Origin of the sequence: Sutcliffiella halmapala, assembly GCF_002019665.1 — a bacterium.
Taxonomy (GTDB): Bacteria; Bacillota; Bacilli; order Bacillales; family Bacillaceae_I; genus Sutcliffiella_A; species Sutcliffiella_A halmapala.
The window spans coordinates 1,038,390-1,053,583 of sequence record NZ_KV917375.1 but is presented as its reverse complement, the minus strand read 5'-3'; the positions used below and the strand labels follow the sequence as shown (position 1 = coordinate 1,053,583).

The 15,194-nt window shown below is 40.6% G+C and carries 7 protein-coding genes, 22 tRNA genes and 2 rRNA genes (1 of these 31 only partly in view); 1 reads left to right on the top strand and 30 read right to left on the bottom strand.

Annotated elements, in window-relative coordinates:
* Window positions 1-76: 76 nt before the first annotated feature.
* Genes BK580_RS05035 through glgB form a run of 5 tightly spaced genes read right to left on the bottom strand, consistent with a single transcriptional unit; the run spans window position 77 to window position 8,036 of the window.
* Window positions 77-2,482 (bottom strand): glycogen/starch/alpha-glucan phosphorylase, encoded by a 2,406-nt coding sequence (locus BK580_RS05035; RefSeq protein WP_078379279.1) that lies wholly within the window; start codon window positions 2,480-2,482, stop codon window positions 77-79.
* Complete coding sequence (gene glgA, locus BK580_RS05030; protein ID WP_078379278.1) at window positions 2,472-3,929, bottom strand: glycogen synthase GlgA; 1,458 nt, start codon at window positions 3,927-3,929, stop codon at window positions 2,472-2,474. The genes BK580_RS05035 and glgA overlap by 11 nt, the downstream gene beginning before the upstream one ends.
* Window positions 3,926-4,951, bottom strand: a complete 1,026-nt coding sequence (locus BK580_RS05025; protein WP_078379277.1) for a GlgC family sugar phosphate nucleotidyltransferase — start codon at window positions 4,949-4,951, stop codon at window positions 3,926-3,928. The genes glgA and BK580_RS05025 overlap by 4 nt, the downstream gene beginning before the upstream one ends.
* Window positions 4,952-4,992: 41 nt before the next feature.
* Window positions 4,993-6,147, bottom strand: a complete 1,155-nt coding sequence (locus BK580_RS05020) for a glucose-1-phosphate adenylyltransferase (protein WP_078379276.1) — start codon at window positions 6,145-6,147, stop codon at window positions 4,993-4,995.
* 5 nt (window positions 6,148-6,152) lie between these two features.
* Window positions 6,153-8,036: a 1,4-alpha-glucan branching enzyme gene (gene glgB / locus BK580_RS05015; protein ID WP_078379275.1), complete on the bottom strand. Its 1,884-nt coding sequence runs from the start codon at window positions 8,034-8,036 to the stop codon at window positions 6,153-6,155.
* 489 nt (window positions 8,037-8,525) lie between these two features.
* Here glgB and solA point away from each other — a divergent pair, with 489 nt between their 5' ends.
* Window positions 8,526-9,662, top strand: a complete 1,137-nt coding sequence (gene solA, locus BK580_RS05010) for an N-methyl-L-tryptophan oxidase (RefSeq protein WP_078379274.1) — start codon at window positions 8,526-8,528, stop codon at window positions 9,660-9,662.
* Between the two features lie 294 nt (window positions 9,663-9,956).
* Here the strand turns inward: solA and BK580_RS05005 are convergent, their stop codons facing one another.
* The 25 genes from BK580_RS05005 to BK580_RS04885 all read right to left on the bottom strand — a co-directional run.
* Window positions 9,957-10,292, bottom strand: coding sequence for a zinc ribbon domain-containing protein YjdM (locus tag BK580_RS05005; RefSeq protein WP_078379273.1), 336 nt, complete (start codon window positions 10,290-10,292; stop codon window positions 9,957-9,959).
* A 428-nt stretch (window positions 10,293-10,720) separates the two neighbouring features.
* Window positions 10,721-10,792: transfer RNA gene (locus BK580_RS05000), tRNA-Glu, on the bottom strand.
* Window positions 10,793-10,802: 10 nt separating this feature from the next.
* Window positions 10,803-10,893: transfer RNA gene (locus BK580_RS04995), tRNA-Ser, on the bottom strand.
* 5 nt (window positions 10,894-10,898) lie between these two features.
* Window positions 10,899-10,973, bottom strand: a tRNA-Asn gene (locus BK580_RS04990).
* A 17-nt stretch (window positions 10,974-10,990) separates the two neighbouring features.
* Window positions 10,991-11,067: transfer RNA gene (locus BK580_RS04985), tRNA-Ile, on the bottom strand.
* A gap of 3 nt (window positions 11,068-11,070) precedes the next feature.
* Window positions 11,071-11,144, bottom strand: a tRNA-Gly gene (locus BK580_RS04980).
* Window positions 11,145-11,154: 10 nt separating this feature from the next.
* A tRNA-His gene (locus BK580_RS04975) sits at window positions 11,155-11,227 on the bottom strand.
* Window positions 11,228-11,251: 24 nt separating this feature from the next.
* A tRNA-Thr gene (locus tag BK580_RS04970) sits at window positions 11,252-11,327 on the bottom strand.
* A 166-nt stretch (window positions 11,328-11,493) separates the two neighbouring features.
* Window positions 11,494-11,569, bottom strand: a tRNA-Phe gene (locus BK580_RS04965).
* A gap of 148 nt (window positions 11,570-11,717) precedes the next feature.
* Window positions 11,718-11,793: transfer RNA gene (locus BK580_RS04960), tRNA-Asp, on the bottom strand.
* A 3-nt stretch (window positions 11,794-11,796) separates the two neighbouring features.
* Window positions 11,797-11,873: transfer RNA gene (locus BK580_RS04955), tRNA-Met, on the bottom strand.
* A gap of 45 nt (window positions 11,874-11,918) precedes the next feature.
* Window positions 11,919-12,011, bottom strand: a tRNA-Ser gene (locus BK580_RS04950).
* 15 nt (window positions 12,012-12,026) lie between these two features.
* A tRNA-Ile gene (locus BK580_RS04945) sits at window positions 12,027-12,103 on the bottom strand.
* 5 nt (window positions 12,104-12,108) lie between these two features.
* A tRNA-Met gene (locus BK580_RS04940) sits at window positions 12,109-12,185 on the bottom strand.
* Between the two features lie 29 nt (window positions 12,186-12,214).
* Window positions 12,215-12,287: transfer RNA gene (locus tag BK580_RS04935), tRNA-Ala, on the bottom strand.
* Between the two features lie 18 nt (window positions 12,288-12,305).
* Window positions 12,306-12,382 (bottom strand) — tRNA-Pro (locus BK580_RS04930).
* A 4-nt stretch (window positions 12,383-12,386) separates the two neighbouring features.
* Window positions 12,387-12,463 (bottom strand) — tRNA-Arg (locus BK580_RS04925).
* 33 nt (window positions 12,464-12,496) lie between these two features.
* Window positions 12,497-12,585, bottom strand: a tRNA-Leu gene (locus tag BK580_RS04920).
* 8 nt (window positions 12,586-12,593) lie between these two features.
* Window positions 12,594-12,668: transfer RNA gene (locus tag BK580_RS04915), tRNA-Gly, on the bottom strand.
* 8 nt (window positions 12,669-12,676) lie between these two features.
* Window positions 12,677-12,757 (bottom strand) — tRNA-Leu (locus tag BK580_RS04910).
* An 8-nt stretch (window positions 12,758-12,765) separates the two neighbouring features.
* Window positions 12,766-12,841: transfer RNA gene (locus BK580_RS04905), tRNA-Lys, on the bottom strand.
* A 247-nt stretch (window positions 12,842-13,088) separates the two neighbouring features.
* Window positions 13,089-13,164, bottom strand: a tRNA-Thr gene (locus BK580_RS04900).
* Between the two features lie 6 nt (window positions 13,165-13,170).
* Window positions 13,171-13,246 (bottom strand) — tRNA-Val (locus BK580_RS04895).
* A gap of 9 nt (window positions 13,247-13,255) precedes the next feature.
* A 5S ribosomal RNA gene (gene rrf, locus BK580_RS04890) occupies window positions 13,256-13,372 on the bottom strand.
* A gap of 114 nt (window positions 13,373-13,486) precedes the next feature.
* Window positions 13,487-15,194: ribosomal RNA gene (locus BK580_RS04885) — 23S ribosomal RNA — on the bottom strand (it continues 1,224 nt past the right edge of the window).

Below are 15,194 nucleotides of genomic sequence, written 5' to 3'. Positions count from 1 at the left end.
ACTTATTGAATTTTGCTCTTTTCCATTGCTTTGTTCCATCTAAAGTAAAAGAAGGGCACTCTCGCCCTTCTTCTTCTTACTTCCTATTAAGACTAGGTTCTAGTCCCCAAATCTCATCCGCATACTGCCTAATTGTTCTATCACTAGAGAAGAACCCTGAATGAGCAATGTTCTTCGCACTCATCGTCAACCAATTCCTACGGTCTCGATACGTATCATCTACACGTTCCTGTGCATCAATATAAGACGCGAAATCTTTTAATACAAAATACTCATCATTTTGCATCAATAAAGAATCATGAATTGGCTCAAAATGATCATCTACATCAGGGAAAAAACCATTAATTAGCTGTTCCAATATCTGTTGAATGCGCTTGTCGTGATGATAATATTCACTAGAGCGGTATCCACCATTTTGGTAATAATTTAGAACTTGCTCGGCTGTCAAACCGAAAATAAACATATTCTCTTCGCCAACTTCTTCTTTGATTTCAATGTTGGCTCCGTCTAATGTTCCAATTGTTAAAGCACCGTTCATCATGAATTTCATATTTCCTGTTCCAGAAGCTTCTTTACTTGCCGTAGAAATTTGTTCACTTATATCTGCAGCTGGGAAGATATCCTCCGCAAGTGACACCCGATAATTTTCTAGGAAAACAACCTTTAGTTTTCCATTAATCGTCTCATCATTATTTACTTTATCAGCTAGAGCGTTAATTAGCTTGATAACCCGCTTTGCATAATAATATCCCGGTGAAGCCTTCGCACCAAAAATAAAGGTACGCGGATGGATATCAAAACTACTGTCTTCCCTTAAACGATTATATAAGTGCATAATATGGAACACATTTAGTAACTGACGCTTATAAGCATGAAGCCTTTTCACCTGGACATCAAAAATACTATCAGGATCAATGAGCATACCTGTTTGCTTACGAATTCTTTCTCCTAAAATCAGCTTACGTTCCCTTTTTACACGTTCTAGCTTTTCTAAGAAATTGGAATCGTTTGCATAGACATCAAGTTGACGCAACTGCGTTGTATCTTTTATCCAGCCAGTACCAATGGTCTCTTGAATCAAGTTGGTTAGCTGCGGATTAGCCTTTAATAACCAACGACGATGGGTAATTCCATTTGTTTTGTTATTGAACTTATCCGGAAATGCCTCATAGAATAAACGCATTTCTCGATTTTTTAATATTTCTGTATGAATTTTTGCTACGCCATTCACGCTAAAGCTACCGACAATTGCTAAATGCGCCATTTTTACTAAACCATGAGCAAGAATTGCCATATCTTCAATGCGATTCCACTCACCAGGGTACTTTTTCCAAAGGTCTGCACAATAGCGCTCATTTATCTCTTCCACAATCATATAAATTCGCGGCAAGAGCGGTTGAAATATTGATACTGGCCACTTTTCCAAAGCCTCTGAAAGCGTTGTATGATTGGTATAGGAAATCGTATGAGACGTAATTTCCCAAGCCTGTTCCCAGCTCATATCCTCTTCATCTAGTAAAATTCTCATCAATTCTGGAATAGCAAGAACAGGGTGTGTATCATTAATGTGAATATTTACTCGTTTGTGAAAATCTACCAAACTACCATTCTTTTTCCGGTAAGATCGTACAATACTACCAATACTTGCTGCAACTAAAAAATATTGCTGCTTTAATCGCAAAATCTTCCCTTCATCATGCGTATCGTCTGGATAGAGAAACTCTGAAACAGCCTCTGTATCCCGCTTATATTGCATAATATCTTTATTAATAGGAAATGGAGCTGGCTCAGCACTCCAGAGACGAAGCATATTAACAGTATCTGTTTGATAGCCAATTACGGGCATATCATACGGGACAGCTGTTATTGCTTCCCCTTTTGCATGTCTAAATCTAAGTTTGTCCTCTTCACGATAAGATTCAACCTTGCCCCAGAAATTAACCTCTACTGCTTGGTCAGGTTTTCTAACCTCCCAAACATTACCGTGCCTTAACCATTGCTCGGGAAGCTCCACCTGATAGCCTTCCACAAATTTCTGATCAAATAGTCCATGTTTATAACGAATTCCACACCCATGCCCAGGTAGATTTAGTGATGCCAAGGAATCTAAGAAACAAGCAGCCAAACGTCCTAAACCACCGTTTCCTAGCCCTGCATCGGCCTCAATTTCTTCAATAGCAGAAAGTTCTAAACCTAGCTCTTTTAAACCTTCTTCCACCACTTCTTGAATTCCTAAATTCAATAAATTATTTCCTAACAACCTTCCAAGCAAAAATTCAATGGAAAGATAATAAACTTGTTTTTCATTGGTTGTGCGATTTCGCTCATTTGTGGCAATCCAGTTAGAGCTTATGTATTCCCGCACCATGTTTCCAAGTGTATGATAATGATCTCGTGAGGATGATTCTTGAAAGCTTTTTCCGTACATACTCTCAAGCTTTTTCAAAAAGGTTGATTTAAATTTCTCTTTGTTAGAGAACATGCACTCCACTCCTAGCAATCAAAGTTGAATAAAGCTGATTATATTTAAATGCAGATTTCGCCCAACTATAATCTCGCTCCATCGCTTCCTTCATTATCCCGTTCCATATCTCCGGCTTCTGCTGATACATTAATACAGCTCGTCGAATCGTATACAACATGTCATGGGCATTAAAATTAGTAAAGCTAAACCCATTGCCTTCTAAGGTTGTTTCATCATAAGAATGCACCGTGTCATTCAACCCACCAGTTTCACGAACAATTGGGATCGTTCCATAGCGAAGGGCAATTAATTGCCCCAGTCCGCACGGCTCAAATCTTGATGGCATTAAAAACATATCTGCTCCCGCATAAATTTGATGTGCAAGTGGCTCATCAAACCCTATAAACGTTCGTACCTTTTCAGGATATCTATTGGATAAGTCCCGGAAAAATTGCTCAAACTTTTGCTCTCCAGTTCCAAGAACAACGATTTGCACATCTTCTTCAAGAATTTCATGTAATACACGAGTCACCAAATCTAAACCTTTTTGCTTTGTTAAGCGACTAACCATCGCAATAATTGGGCTTTCCTCATTAACAGGTAAGCCACATAGCTTCTGCAAAGCAGCTTTATTCTTTTGTTTGTTATTAAACTTCTTGGACTGATGATAAGTCGCCTCAATATACTCATCTGTTTCTGGATTATACATTTCATCATCAATTCCATTTATAATTCCCATTAAATCATCACTACGGCGACGCAAGACACCATCTAAATTTTCTCCAAAATAAGGTGTTTGAATCTCATCTCGATAAGTAGGGCTTACAGTCGTAATCAGACCAGACGAAACCAAGGCAGCTTTCATAAAATTCACATTCCCATAAAATTCTAATTGATCAGTAGTAAGATACTGCCCATCTAAACCAAGCAAGTCTTGCAAAATACTTGGTGGAAACACTCCTTGAAACTGCAAGTTATGAATAGTAAAGACACTTTGAATATGCTCAAAACGCGGGTTTTTCTTATATTCATTTTCTAGTAAAAAATTCACCATCCCAGTATGCCAATCATGGCAATGAATCACATCTGGCACAAAATCGATGGCGGCCATACTTTCTAACACCGCTCGACAGAAGAACGAAAAACGTTCCCCATCGTCATAATGACCATACAAGGAATCGCGTTTAAAGTAGTATTCATTGTCAATAAAATAGTATGTTACATTATCGAGAACTAATTGATCAATTCCACAATATTGATGTCTCCAACCAACATCCACGAATGTGGTTTGCACCCTTTTCATTTTTTGCTTAAATGGAGTGGGAATTTGCCCATATTTAGGCAAAATCACCCTCACATCTGTACCAAGCTTCTTTAACTCCTTAGGCAATGCACCTGCAACATCACCTAAGCCACCAGATTTCACAAATGGGACACATTCTGATACTACAAACAAAACCTTCACGAATTCATCAGAGCTCCTTGTACAGTACCTTTTCTTACCAAATAAGGTGAAGAAGACTTTCCAGTTAAAATTGTGCCATCCTCTACTCTTACATCTTTGTCTAGAACAACAGAATCTAAAACACAATTCATGCCGATAATTCCTTTTTGCATCACAATACTGTTCTTAATAACCGTACCTTTTCCTATTTTCACTCCGCGGAAGATAACACTATTCTCCACATGCCCTTCAATAATCGCTCCGTTTGCGATCATACAATTTTTCACATAAGCATCCTTTGAATAACTAGTTGGTGGTTCATCCTTTACTTTAGTGAATATCGGATGGTTTTTCTTAAATACTTGCTGCCATATAGTAGGGTTTAGCAATTCTAAGCTATGCTTGTAATAGCTTTCTACCGAATTAATCACTGCCGCATAACTAGTAAACTCATAATTACATACTTTGTAGCCGCTGTTTACATCCTCCACAACATCCATGATACTGCGATACCCAGTTCGCTCGTAATTCGTAAACAACTCTACCAACAAGTCTTTCTCTAAAATATAAATATCCATAGAATCTTCCCCATGAAGGACATGGGTAATATCACAACGGTTGTTTAGATGACGCTCAAGCATCAATTTGTAATTCATATTACTTACGGTAAAGCTATTAGCAATCACCACATATTTCTGATTGCTTCTTAAAAAGAAATCCTGATTTTCTTTAAAATGTTGAAAAGATCCGGTATTTCCATCCACGTCTCCATCAGCACTTGGAAAAAAGAACAACCCGTCTCGCTTTCGGTCTAAATCCCACTGCTTTCCTGATCCAAGGTGATCCATTAGAGAGCGATATTGATAGCGTGGGAAAATCGCGACACTCTGAATCTCCGAATTCACCATATTAGAAAGGACAAAATCGATTAAACGGTAACGACCTCCAAAAGGAACGGCAGCAATCGACCTCTTCCATGTTAATTCTTGCATAGCGTCATTATGTGTAGTTGCATCTATTATTCCGAGCATTGATTTATTCATAGATTCTCATCCCTTCCTGTGATTATGATTAAATGTCATTATTATGAGATGGAGAACATACCTTTTTCCATCATTTCTTCAGTAACTAAAATAATCTCATCTTCATTTTTTTCTGGGCAAATGACGACGCCATCTGGAATGACAATGCCAGTAGGTACAATCGCTTTGTTGATATAAACATTCTCACCAATGATTGCATCTGGCATGATAACGGAATTTTGTACCACCGTGTTCTTCCCAACCTTTACACCCTGAAATACTACGGAATGATCAATCTTTCCTTCAATGAAACACCCTTCATTTACTAGGGAGTCATTCACATCTGCATATGGTGCAATATATTGAGGGGGGTGATTGGGGTTTACGGAATAAACGCGCCAGTTATATTCAAATAAGTTTAATTCACACTCTTCTTTTAATAAGTCCATGTTGGCTTCCCATAAACTTTTTACCGTTCCAACATCCTTCCAATATCCTGAAAATGGATATGCAATTAAATGCTTATTCTCTTCTAGCAACAATGGAATAACATCTTTACCAAAATCGTGACTCGAATCTGGATTTCGATCATCCATTTCTAAATATTCCTTAAGCACGGACCATTTAAAAATATAGATACCCATAGATGCCAGATTGCTTTTGGGATTAGCAGGCTTTTCATCAAATTCTACGACTTCAAGCTTTTCATTCGTATTCATAATGCCGAAGCGACTTGCTTCTTCCCACGGAACTTCTACAACAGAAATAGACACGTCCGCATCTTTCTTAATATGATAATCAAGCATTTCTGCATAATTCATTTTGTAAATATGGTCACCAGATAGAATCAGCACATTTTCTGGTTCATACTGCTTTAAGTAATTAAGGTTTTGATAAATAGCACTTGCCGTCCCCGTATACCATTTAACCCCAGAAGATTCTGTATATGGTGGCAATACAGTAACTCCCCCATTTTTACGATCCAAATCCCATGCACTGCCGATTCCAATATATGAATTTAATACTAATGGCTGATATTGCGTTAATACGCCAACTGTATGAATTCCAGAGTTCGTACAATTGCTTAAAGCAAAATCAATAATGCGGTATTTACCACCAAACGGGACAGCAGGTTTAGCTAATGTCTTTGTTAAAGAGCTTAACCGACTACCTTTTCCTCCTGCTAATAACATTGCTACACATTTATTCTTCATCATCCCTACTATCTCTCCCCTCGTAATTTCTTAGGTCGCCACATACTTACTCCAAAAGGCGCAACATTGACCATCATATGAAAGTCTTTGCCATGATATGCCCCTTCTTTCGCACTAATCTCCCCTATATTTTCCACACCAGATCCACCGTATTTCACTTGATCTGAATTAAAGACCTCTTCATATTCGGCCATGAAAGGCACTCCAACTTTGTATTGTTCATATGCGGAGTTTGTAAAATTACATAAAACCACTAACGTATCTGTTGGTTTTTTTCCTTTTCGAATAAAAGAAAAAATACTTTGCTCACGATTATCTGCATCAATCCATTCAAAACCCTCTGGCATATGATCAAGTTCATATAATGCCTTTTGCTCTTTATAAAATGCTAGCAACTCTTTAAAATAAAGATTCATTTGTTGGTGTGATTCATATTCTTCCTTCAAAAACCAATCAAGCTGCTCTAAATCCTTCCACTCATCAAATTGTCCGAATTCCCCTCCCATAAAGAGAAGCTTCTTCCCAGGATGAGCGAGAAAAAATGCATATAATAATCGTAATTGATTAAATTTCTCCTGATATTCCCCAGGCATTTTATTTAATAAAGATTTTTTTCCATGCACTACTTCATCGTGTGAAAATGGCAAAATGAAGTTTTCAGAAAAAGCATATACAATAGAAAATGTGACCTTATCATGGAGATGTTTACGGTGTTCAGGAGGTGCCTCCATATAGCGCAGAATGTCATTCATCCATCCCATATTCCATTTATAGTTAAATCCTAATCCTCCTGATGATGTCGGAGCAGTAACTAGTGGCCAATCTGTTGAATCCTCTGCAATCATAAGCGCACTATAATCGTACTCAAAAACAGCTTCATTCAACTTTCTCAAAAACTCCTGTGCAAATGGATTTGCATGTTCCTCTTGTGAATTTGGCCAATAAAGCATGTTTGCTACAGCATCAACACGGAAACCATCCACATGGAAATATTCCATCCAATACAGGGCATTTGAAATTAAAAAGCTTCGAACCTCAGGCTTCCCTAAATCAAAGTTTGCAGTTCCCCAAACTTCATTCTCGCGATCATTATAAGTTTGATACTCAAAAGTAGGAGTACCATCAAACATAGATAATCCATGTGCATCCTTACAAAAATGCCCTGGCACCCAATCTAATAAAACGCCAATGTCCTCTTGGTGACACGCATCAATAAATGCCATTAAATCACTTGGAGTCCCATATCTACTTGTCGCTGCATAATAGCCTGTTCCTTGGTATCCCCATGATCTGTCATAGGGATGTTCAACTAAAGGTAGAAGCTCGATATGAGTAAACCCCTGCTCTTTCACATAGGGGATGAGTTCAGAAATTAACTCACGATAGGAGTATAATTCTCCATCCTCTTTTTTCTTCCATGTCCCTAAATGCAACTCATAAATAAACATAGGCTTCTCGTAAACTAGTTTTCTCTTTTTCTTTCTACGCCAGTTTTGATCTTTCCATTTATACCCTTGCATCTCATATACAATCGATGCAGTTTTCGGTCTTACCTCAGCATGAAAAGCAAATGGATCTGACTTATGTAGTATCTCCCCAGTTTTTGTAACTATTTCATATTTATAGAGGTGTCCAGTAAGTTCTTCTGGTACCTGAATACTCCAGACGCCTTCATTATTTATTTTTTGTAAAACGTAATCTTCCCCATTCCAATCATTAAAGGATCCAATAACTCTAACGACCGTTGCATTAGGGGCCCAAACCGTAAATCTAGTTCCGATAATTTTCTTTCGGTGTTTCATAATATGTGCACCAAATAGCTCATAACTCTTATTCAATGTTCCCTCATGAAATAGGTGCAACTGAAAATCAGTAGTGCTAGTTGCAATCAAAATCGTCACCCTTTCAGAATATAATTAAAAAGATTATTGTTATACTTTACTATTCTCTTTTTTATAACATTCTCCTTTTTCCGACAACCACTAATCAGTTGACATAATGTAGCAATATTCACAATTTATTGCTATTTTGTCGAAATCACTCTAAATCAGAGAAACCGCTTCCATTTGGATAACGTCAAAGTTCTTGATATGACTATAAAAATGTAAGGGGTTCCAATAAAGATTTTTAGACAAGAAAATCCTTTGAAAAATCTATAAATTTGTCGAAAAGTTTTTTGAAAATTTTTATCATGAAGAGGCATTTGAGAGGGTAATTATATTAAAATATTAAAATTATTATGAGATATTTAGTTTTAACTGATAGAATAGAGGGTATCTACTTAAGTTATGAAACAGTCGAACACCCCCTCTTTCAACACAAAACTAGCCATTTCATTTCTAAATTTAATTTTCGCTAAAATTAGGAGGATGAGGACACAAATGCATTATGATGTAATTGTTGTAGGAGCTGGTTCAATGGGGATGGCAGCAGGATACTATCTCTCGAAAAATGGGCAGAAAACATTATTATTAGATGCTTTTAATCCACCACATAATAGAGGCAGTCATCATGGCGACACAAGAATAATAAGATATGCCTACGGTGAAAATGAGGCGTATGTTCCCCTAGCACTAAAATCCCAAGAGCTTTGGAACGATATAGAGCAACAAACAGATAGGGAGCTATTCTTACAAACAGGTGTGCTCAACGTCGGAAATAGTGAATCACCTTTTATTGCAAATGTTATAGCTAGTGCAAATAAATTTTCTTTGCCACTAGAGATTATGAAAGCAAATCAGGTTAACCAAAAATGGCCAGGCATCACACTACCGAAAAATTTTATCGCCTGCCATGAACCAAGCTCTGGGATTCTTAAATCTGAAGAGTGTATTCTGACATATGCTCAACTAGCAAAAAAGCATGGTGCTACTATTTTAACAAATTGTCCTGTGATGGATATATCTATCCAAGGAAAAAATGTTCGTATCACAACCAAAGATCAGGTTTTCTATTCTGATTCATTGGTGCTTTCAGCAGGAGCATGGAGCACTCATTTACTTGCATTACTAGATTTAAACCTTCCGCTTACTCCTATTCGAAAGACTTTTGCTTGGTTTAATGTAAATGAAAGTATGTACAATAGCCAACATTTTCCTGCTTTTGCTTTCGACACCTCTACAGGAATTTATTATGGGTTTCCAAGTATTAACGGGTCCGGTTTGAAGGTCGGTCGACATGATGGAGGCGAAAAAATTAATCCTGACTCTTCTATTATACAATTCGGTGAATTCCCAGAAGATGAGGGAGATTTGAAACAGTTTTTGCAAAAGTATATGTCCATGCAACAAGATATTCTTCTAAAGAATGGAAAGACTTGTATCTACACCCTTACTCCCGATGAAAACTTTATTATAGACTTGCATCCATCCTACCCAAACGTAGCAATTGCAGCAGGCTTCTCTGGTCATGGATTTAAATTTAGTAGCGTCGTTGGGAAAATTTTAAGTGAATTAATTATAGAAGGTAGTAGCGAAGAAGATATATCGTTATTTTCAGTTCGTCGATTTGACAATTGACTCGCTCTCTAACCTAAGGATGCCTCTTCCTAGTCTCCTAGTGTTGCTTTTTTGAGTTTAATTGTTAATTTGGATGTTGTTTGTTACATACAGTCCTTTGATGGCCTATGATGCCCTGACAAGCCTCAAAAATAGAAGCCATATTATTTTAATCAACAAAAAACCTTCCACATAGTCCGTGAATCCGTGGAAGGTCGATACATGTGCACTAATATCAGTAGCTGCACATAAGATTATGTAATTCACTTATTTTCATAAAATCAATCATTAAAATAGAAGTTCGCAAAAGTAAAATTACACTTTTTTAACAAACTCAGATTTTAATTTCATAGCTCCAAAACCATCAATTTTGCAATCAATATCATGATCACCATCAACCAAACGAATACTCTTTACTTTAGTACCTATTTTTAAGACGGAAGAGCTCCCTTTTACTTTCAAATCTTTAATAACAGTTACAGAATCCCCATCGTTTAAGACATTCCCATTTGCATCTTTAACAACCTTTTGCTCTTCACTATTTTCTGTTTCTAATGACCACTCATAGGCACATTCTGGGCAAATAAAAAGACTTCCATCCTCATATGTATATTCGGAGTTACATTTTGGACAATTTGGTATTTCGCTCATACATTCATTTCCTCCACTCATTCTTGTTAATTCTTGCACATAAAAATTATTTTACTTTTGCTTTTTCAAAAAAATCGTATTGCAACCATACATGTTTATATATTGTCATAGTCTTTCCATACTGACAAGCCTTCTTACAAGATCCATTTAGTTAATCCATGCATTACTATTCACCCAGAGCTATTCTAAATCAAATAATAGAAGATATCAATTTTCTTATCAATATATTGTGCCCTTATATGAATTTATACGAAATAGAAGGAGTTAGACAACTATTAGTTTATTTAGAGGAATAAGACTTAAGTATAGCAAATGTATAGCATAATTTCACATTATAAAAAGATGCTATTTATATTTAGATGAGAGGGGTAAAATTAAAACAAAATAAAAAAGCCATGATATTTGTTATAAATATCACAACTTTTTGATGACCCGTACGGGATTCGAACCCGTGTTACCGCCGTGAAAGGGCGGTGTCTTAACCGCTTGACCAACGGGCCTAAATTAGAATGGCGGAGAAGGAGGGATTTGAACCCTCGCGCCGCTTACACGACCTACACCCTTAGCAGGGGCGCCTCTTCAGCCACTTGAGTACTTCCCCGAATATGGCTCCACCAGTAGGATTCGAACCTACGACCCTTCGGTTAACAGCCGAATGCTCTACCGCTGAGCTATGGTGGATTAATCATATTAAAGTATGGTGGGCCTAAGTGGACTCGAACCACCGACCTCACGCTTATCAGGCGTGCGCTCTAACCAGCTGAGCTATAGGCCCATATGGAGCGGGTGATGGGAATCGAACCCACGACATCAGCTTGGAAGGCTGAGGTTTTACCATTAAACTACACCCGCAAAAAAAAAGGGCGACTGATGGGAATCGAACCCACGAATGCCTGAACCACAATCAGGTGCGTTAACCACTTCGCCACAACCGCCATAATACTATTTAATTTTAAAAATGGTGCCGGCGATAGGAGTCGAACCCACGACCTACTGATTACAAGTCAGTTGCTCTACCAACTGAGCTACACCGGCTAATTAAAGTTAATTCAACAATATTTATTCGTTTTTGAATAGTCACCCAAATCTCAGGGATTATTCAGGAAGCAACTCGATTTGTGCGCTAATGATTCACTACGAAGATTATTCGTTCGTGCTCTACCAACTGAGCTACACCGGCAATACTGCATTAACCTAAAAATGGTGGCTCGGGACGGAATCGAACCGCCGACACATGGATTTTCAGTCCATTGCTCTACCAACTGAGCTACCGAGCCATAATGTAAATCTTTGCAACAATAATTAGTAGTTATTTGCATGATCACCCAAATTTCAAAACCAAAATTTGTGCGCTGTTGAATTGCTTCGCAGCTTATTCGATCGTGCTCTACCAACTGAGCTACCGAGCCATTATTAAATTTAAAATGGCGGTCCCGACCGGGATCGAACCGGCGATCTCCTGCGTGACAGGCAGGCATGTTAACCGCTACACCACGGGACCTATTGGTTGCGGGGACAGGATTTGAACCTGCGACCTTCGGGTTATGAGCCCGACGAGCTACCGGACTGCTCCACCCCGCGACAATAATATATAAACTTTTACTTTAAGCAATTCTTATAAGAATATGGAGGAGGAAGAGGGATTCGAACCCCCGCGGGCTTTGACACCCCTGTCGGTTTTCAAGACCGATCCCTTCAGCCAGACTTGGGTATTCCTCCACATATAAGAATTACTGGTGGACCTTGTAGGACTCGAACCTACGACCGGACGGTTATGAGCCGTCTGCTCTAACCAGCTGAGCTAAAGGTCCTTTTTTGGTAGCGGCGGAGGGAGTCGAACCCACGACCTCACGGGTATGAACCGTACGCTCTAGCCAGCTGAGCTACACCGCCAAAAAAGAAAAGTATTAAAGTTTTATAAGTGGAGCCTAGCGGGATCGAACCGCTGACCTCCTGCGTGCAAAGCAGGCGCTCTCCCAGCTGAGCTAAGGCCCCATATAACTGTAAATTTCATGGTCGGGAAGACAGGATTCGAACCTGCGACCCCTTGGTCCCAAACCAAGTGCTCTACCAAGCTGAGCTACTCCCCGAAATTGGCGCGCCCGAGAGGACTCGAACCCCTAACCTTTTGATCCGTAGTCAAACGCTCTATCCAATTGAGCTACGGGCGCTATTGAAATTTATTTTGCTAGTGCAAAAAACTTTGGTGCCGAGGACCGGAATCGAACCGGTACGGTAGTCACCTACCGCAGGATTTTAAGTCCTGTGCGTCTGCCAGTTCCGCCACCCCGGCACTACTGTTGGAGCGGAAGACGGGATTCGAACCCGCGACCCCCACCTTGGCAAGGTGGTGTTCTACCACTGAACTACTTCCGCTAATATAATGCGGGTGAAGGGACTCGAACCCCCACGTCAAAGACACTAGATCCTAAGTCTAGCGCGTCTGCCAATTCCGCCACACCCGCGTGATAAATGGTGTGCCATGAAGGATTCGAACCTTCGACCCTCTGATTAAAAGTCAGATGCTCTACCTACTGAGCTAATGGCACTTAATTAAAGAAACATATTAATTTTTAATAAATCTTTATATATTATTTCAATCTAAGAAGCATATTCTGTACGACGTCCTCGTTTCTGCTAGATAATTCTAGAAGTTAATCAACGAGTACGCTGTAGTATCGCTTCGCAGTTTATTCAAATGTGCTCTACCTACTGAGCTAATGGCACATAATAAAATTAGTTGCTTTATTATTCATATATAACAATGAAATAGATAAAACTAACAAAAAAACTAAGTGGTGCCGGCGATAGGAGTCGAACCCACGACCTACTGATTACAAGTCAGTTGCTCTACCAACTGAGCTACACCGGCTAAAAATGGTGGAGGATGACGGGATCGAACCGCCGACCCCCTGCTTGTAAGGCAGGTGCTCTCCCAGCTGAGCTAATCCTCCAATATATTCGCCTGGCAACGTCCTACTCTCACAGGGGGACAGCCCCCAACTACCATCGGCGCTGAAGAGCTTAACTTCCGTGTTCGGTATGGGAACGGGTGTGACCTCTTCGCTATCGCCACCAGACAAATATTATTATAATATATTTTTGAAGAAAATCAAGCATTTTTTTGCTATATTCCTTCAAAACTAGATAACGTATTTTTATATCAAGATTCACTAAGTATCGTTCATTATTTTTGGGTTAAGTCCTCGATCGATTAGTATTCGTCAGCTGCACATGTCGCCACGCTTCCACCTCGAACCTATCTACCTGATCATCTTTCAGGGATCTTACTAGCCGAAGCTAAAGGAAATCTCATCTTGAGGGGGGCTTCATGCTTAGATGCTTTCAGCACTTATCCCGTCCGCACGTAGCTACCCAGCTATGCCTTTGGCAAGACAACTGGTACACCAGAGGTGCGTCCATCCCGGTCCTCTCGTACTAAGGACAGCTCCTCTCAAATTTCCTGCGCCCACGACGGATAGGGACCGAACTGTCTCACGACGTTCTGAACCCAGCTCGCGTACCGCTTTAATGGGCGAACAGCCCAACCCTTGGGACCGACTACAGCCCCAGGATGCGATGAGCCGACATCGAGGTGCCAAACCTCCCCGTCGATGTGGACTCTTGGGGGAGATAAGCCTGTTATCCCCGGGGTAGCTTTTATCCGTTGAGCGATGGCCCTTCCATGCGGAACCACCGGATCACTAAGCCCGACTTTCGTCCCTGCTCGACTTGTAGGTCTCGCAGTCAAGCTCCCTTGTGCCTTTACACTCTACGAATGATTTCCAACCATTCTGAGGGAACCTTTGGGCGCCTCCGTTACTCTTTAGGAGGCGACCGCCCCAGTCAAACTGCCCACCTGACACTGTCTCCCAGCCCGATAAGGGCTGCGGGTTAGAATTTCAATACAGCCAGGGTAGTATCCCACCGACGCCTCCACCGAAGCTAGCGCTCCGGCTTCTCAGGCTCCTACCTATCCTGTACAAGCTGTACCAAAATTCAATATCAGGCTACAGTAAAGCTCCACGGGGTCTTTCCGTCCTGTCGCGGGTAACCTGCATCTTCACAGGTACTATAATTTCACCGAGTCTCTGGTTGAGACAGTGCCCAGATCGTTACGCCTTTCGTGCGGGTCGGAACTTACCCGACAAGGAATTTCGCTACCTTAGGACCGTTATAGTTACGGCCGCCGTTTACTGGGGCTTCGGTTCAAAGCTTCGCTTGCGCTAACCTCTCCCCTTAACCTTCCAGCACCGGGCAGGCGTCAGCCCCTATACTTCGCCTTACGGCTTCGCAGAGACCTGTGTTTTTGCTAAACAGTCGCCTGGGCCTATTCACTGCGGCTCTCTCGGGCTTTAACACCCTAACAGAGCACCCCTTCTCCCGAAGTTACGGGGTCATTTTGCCGAGTTCCTTAACCAGAGTTCTCTCGCTCACCTTAGGATTCTCTCCTCGCCTACCTGTGTCGGTTTGCGGTACGGGCACCATACTCCTCGCTAGAGGCTTTTCTTGGCAGTGTGAAATCAGGAACTTCGGTACTATATTTCCCTCGCCATCACAGCTCAGCCTTATATGAGAAGCGGATTTGCCTACTTCTCAGCCTTGCTGCTTGGACGCGCATATCCAACAGCGCGCTTACCCTATCCTTCTGCGTCCCCCCATTGCTCAAACGGAGTGGAGGTGGTACAGGAATATCAACCTGTTATCCATCGCCTACGCCTTTCGGCCTCGGCTTAGGTCCCGACTAACCCTGAGCGGACGAGCCTTCCTCAGGAAACCTTAGGCATTCGGTGGAAGGGATTCTCACCCTTCTTTCGCTACTCATACCGGCATTCTCACTTCTAAGCGCTCCACCAGTCCTTCCGGTCTAGCTTCAACGCCCTTAGAACGCTCTCCTACCAC

What these genes read in the sequence shown, in the direction of transcription:
- BK580_RS05035 (WP_078379279.1), bottom strand. Translation starts at nt 2,482, where the DNA reads ATGTTCTCTAACAAAGAGAAATTTAAATCAACCTTTTTGAAAAAGCTT.
- BK580_RS05025 (WP_078379277.1), bottom strand. Translation starts at nt 4,951, where the DNA reads ATGAATAAATCAATGCTCGGAATAATAGATGCAACTACACATAATGAC.
- BK580_RS05020 (WP_078379276.1), bottom strand. Translation starts at nt 6,147, where the DNA reads ATGATGAAGAATAAATGTGTAGCAATGTTATTAGCAGGAGGAAAAGGT.
- solA (WP_078379274.1), top strand. Translation starts at nt 8,526, where the DNA reads ATGCATTATGATGTAATTGTTGTAGGAGCTGGTTCAATGGGGATGGCA.
- BK580_RS05005 (WP_078379273.1), bottom strand. Translation starts at nt 10,292, where the DNA reads ATGAGCGAAATACCAAATTGTCCAAAATGTAACTCCGAATATACATAT.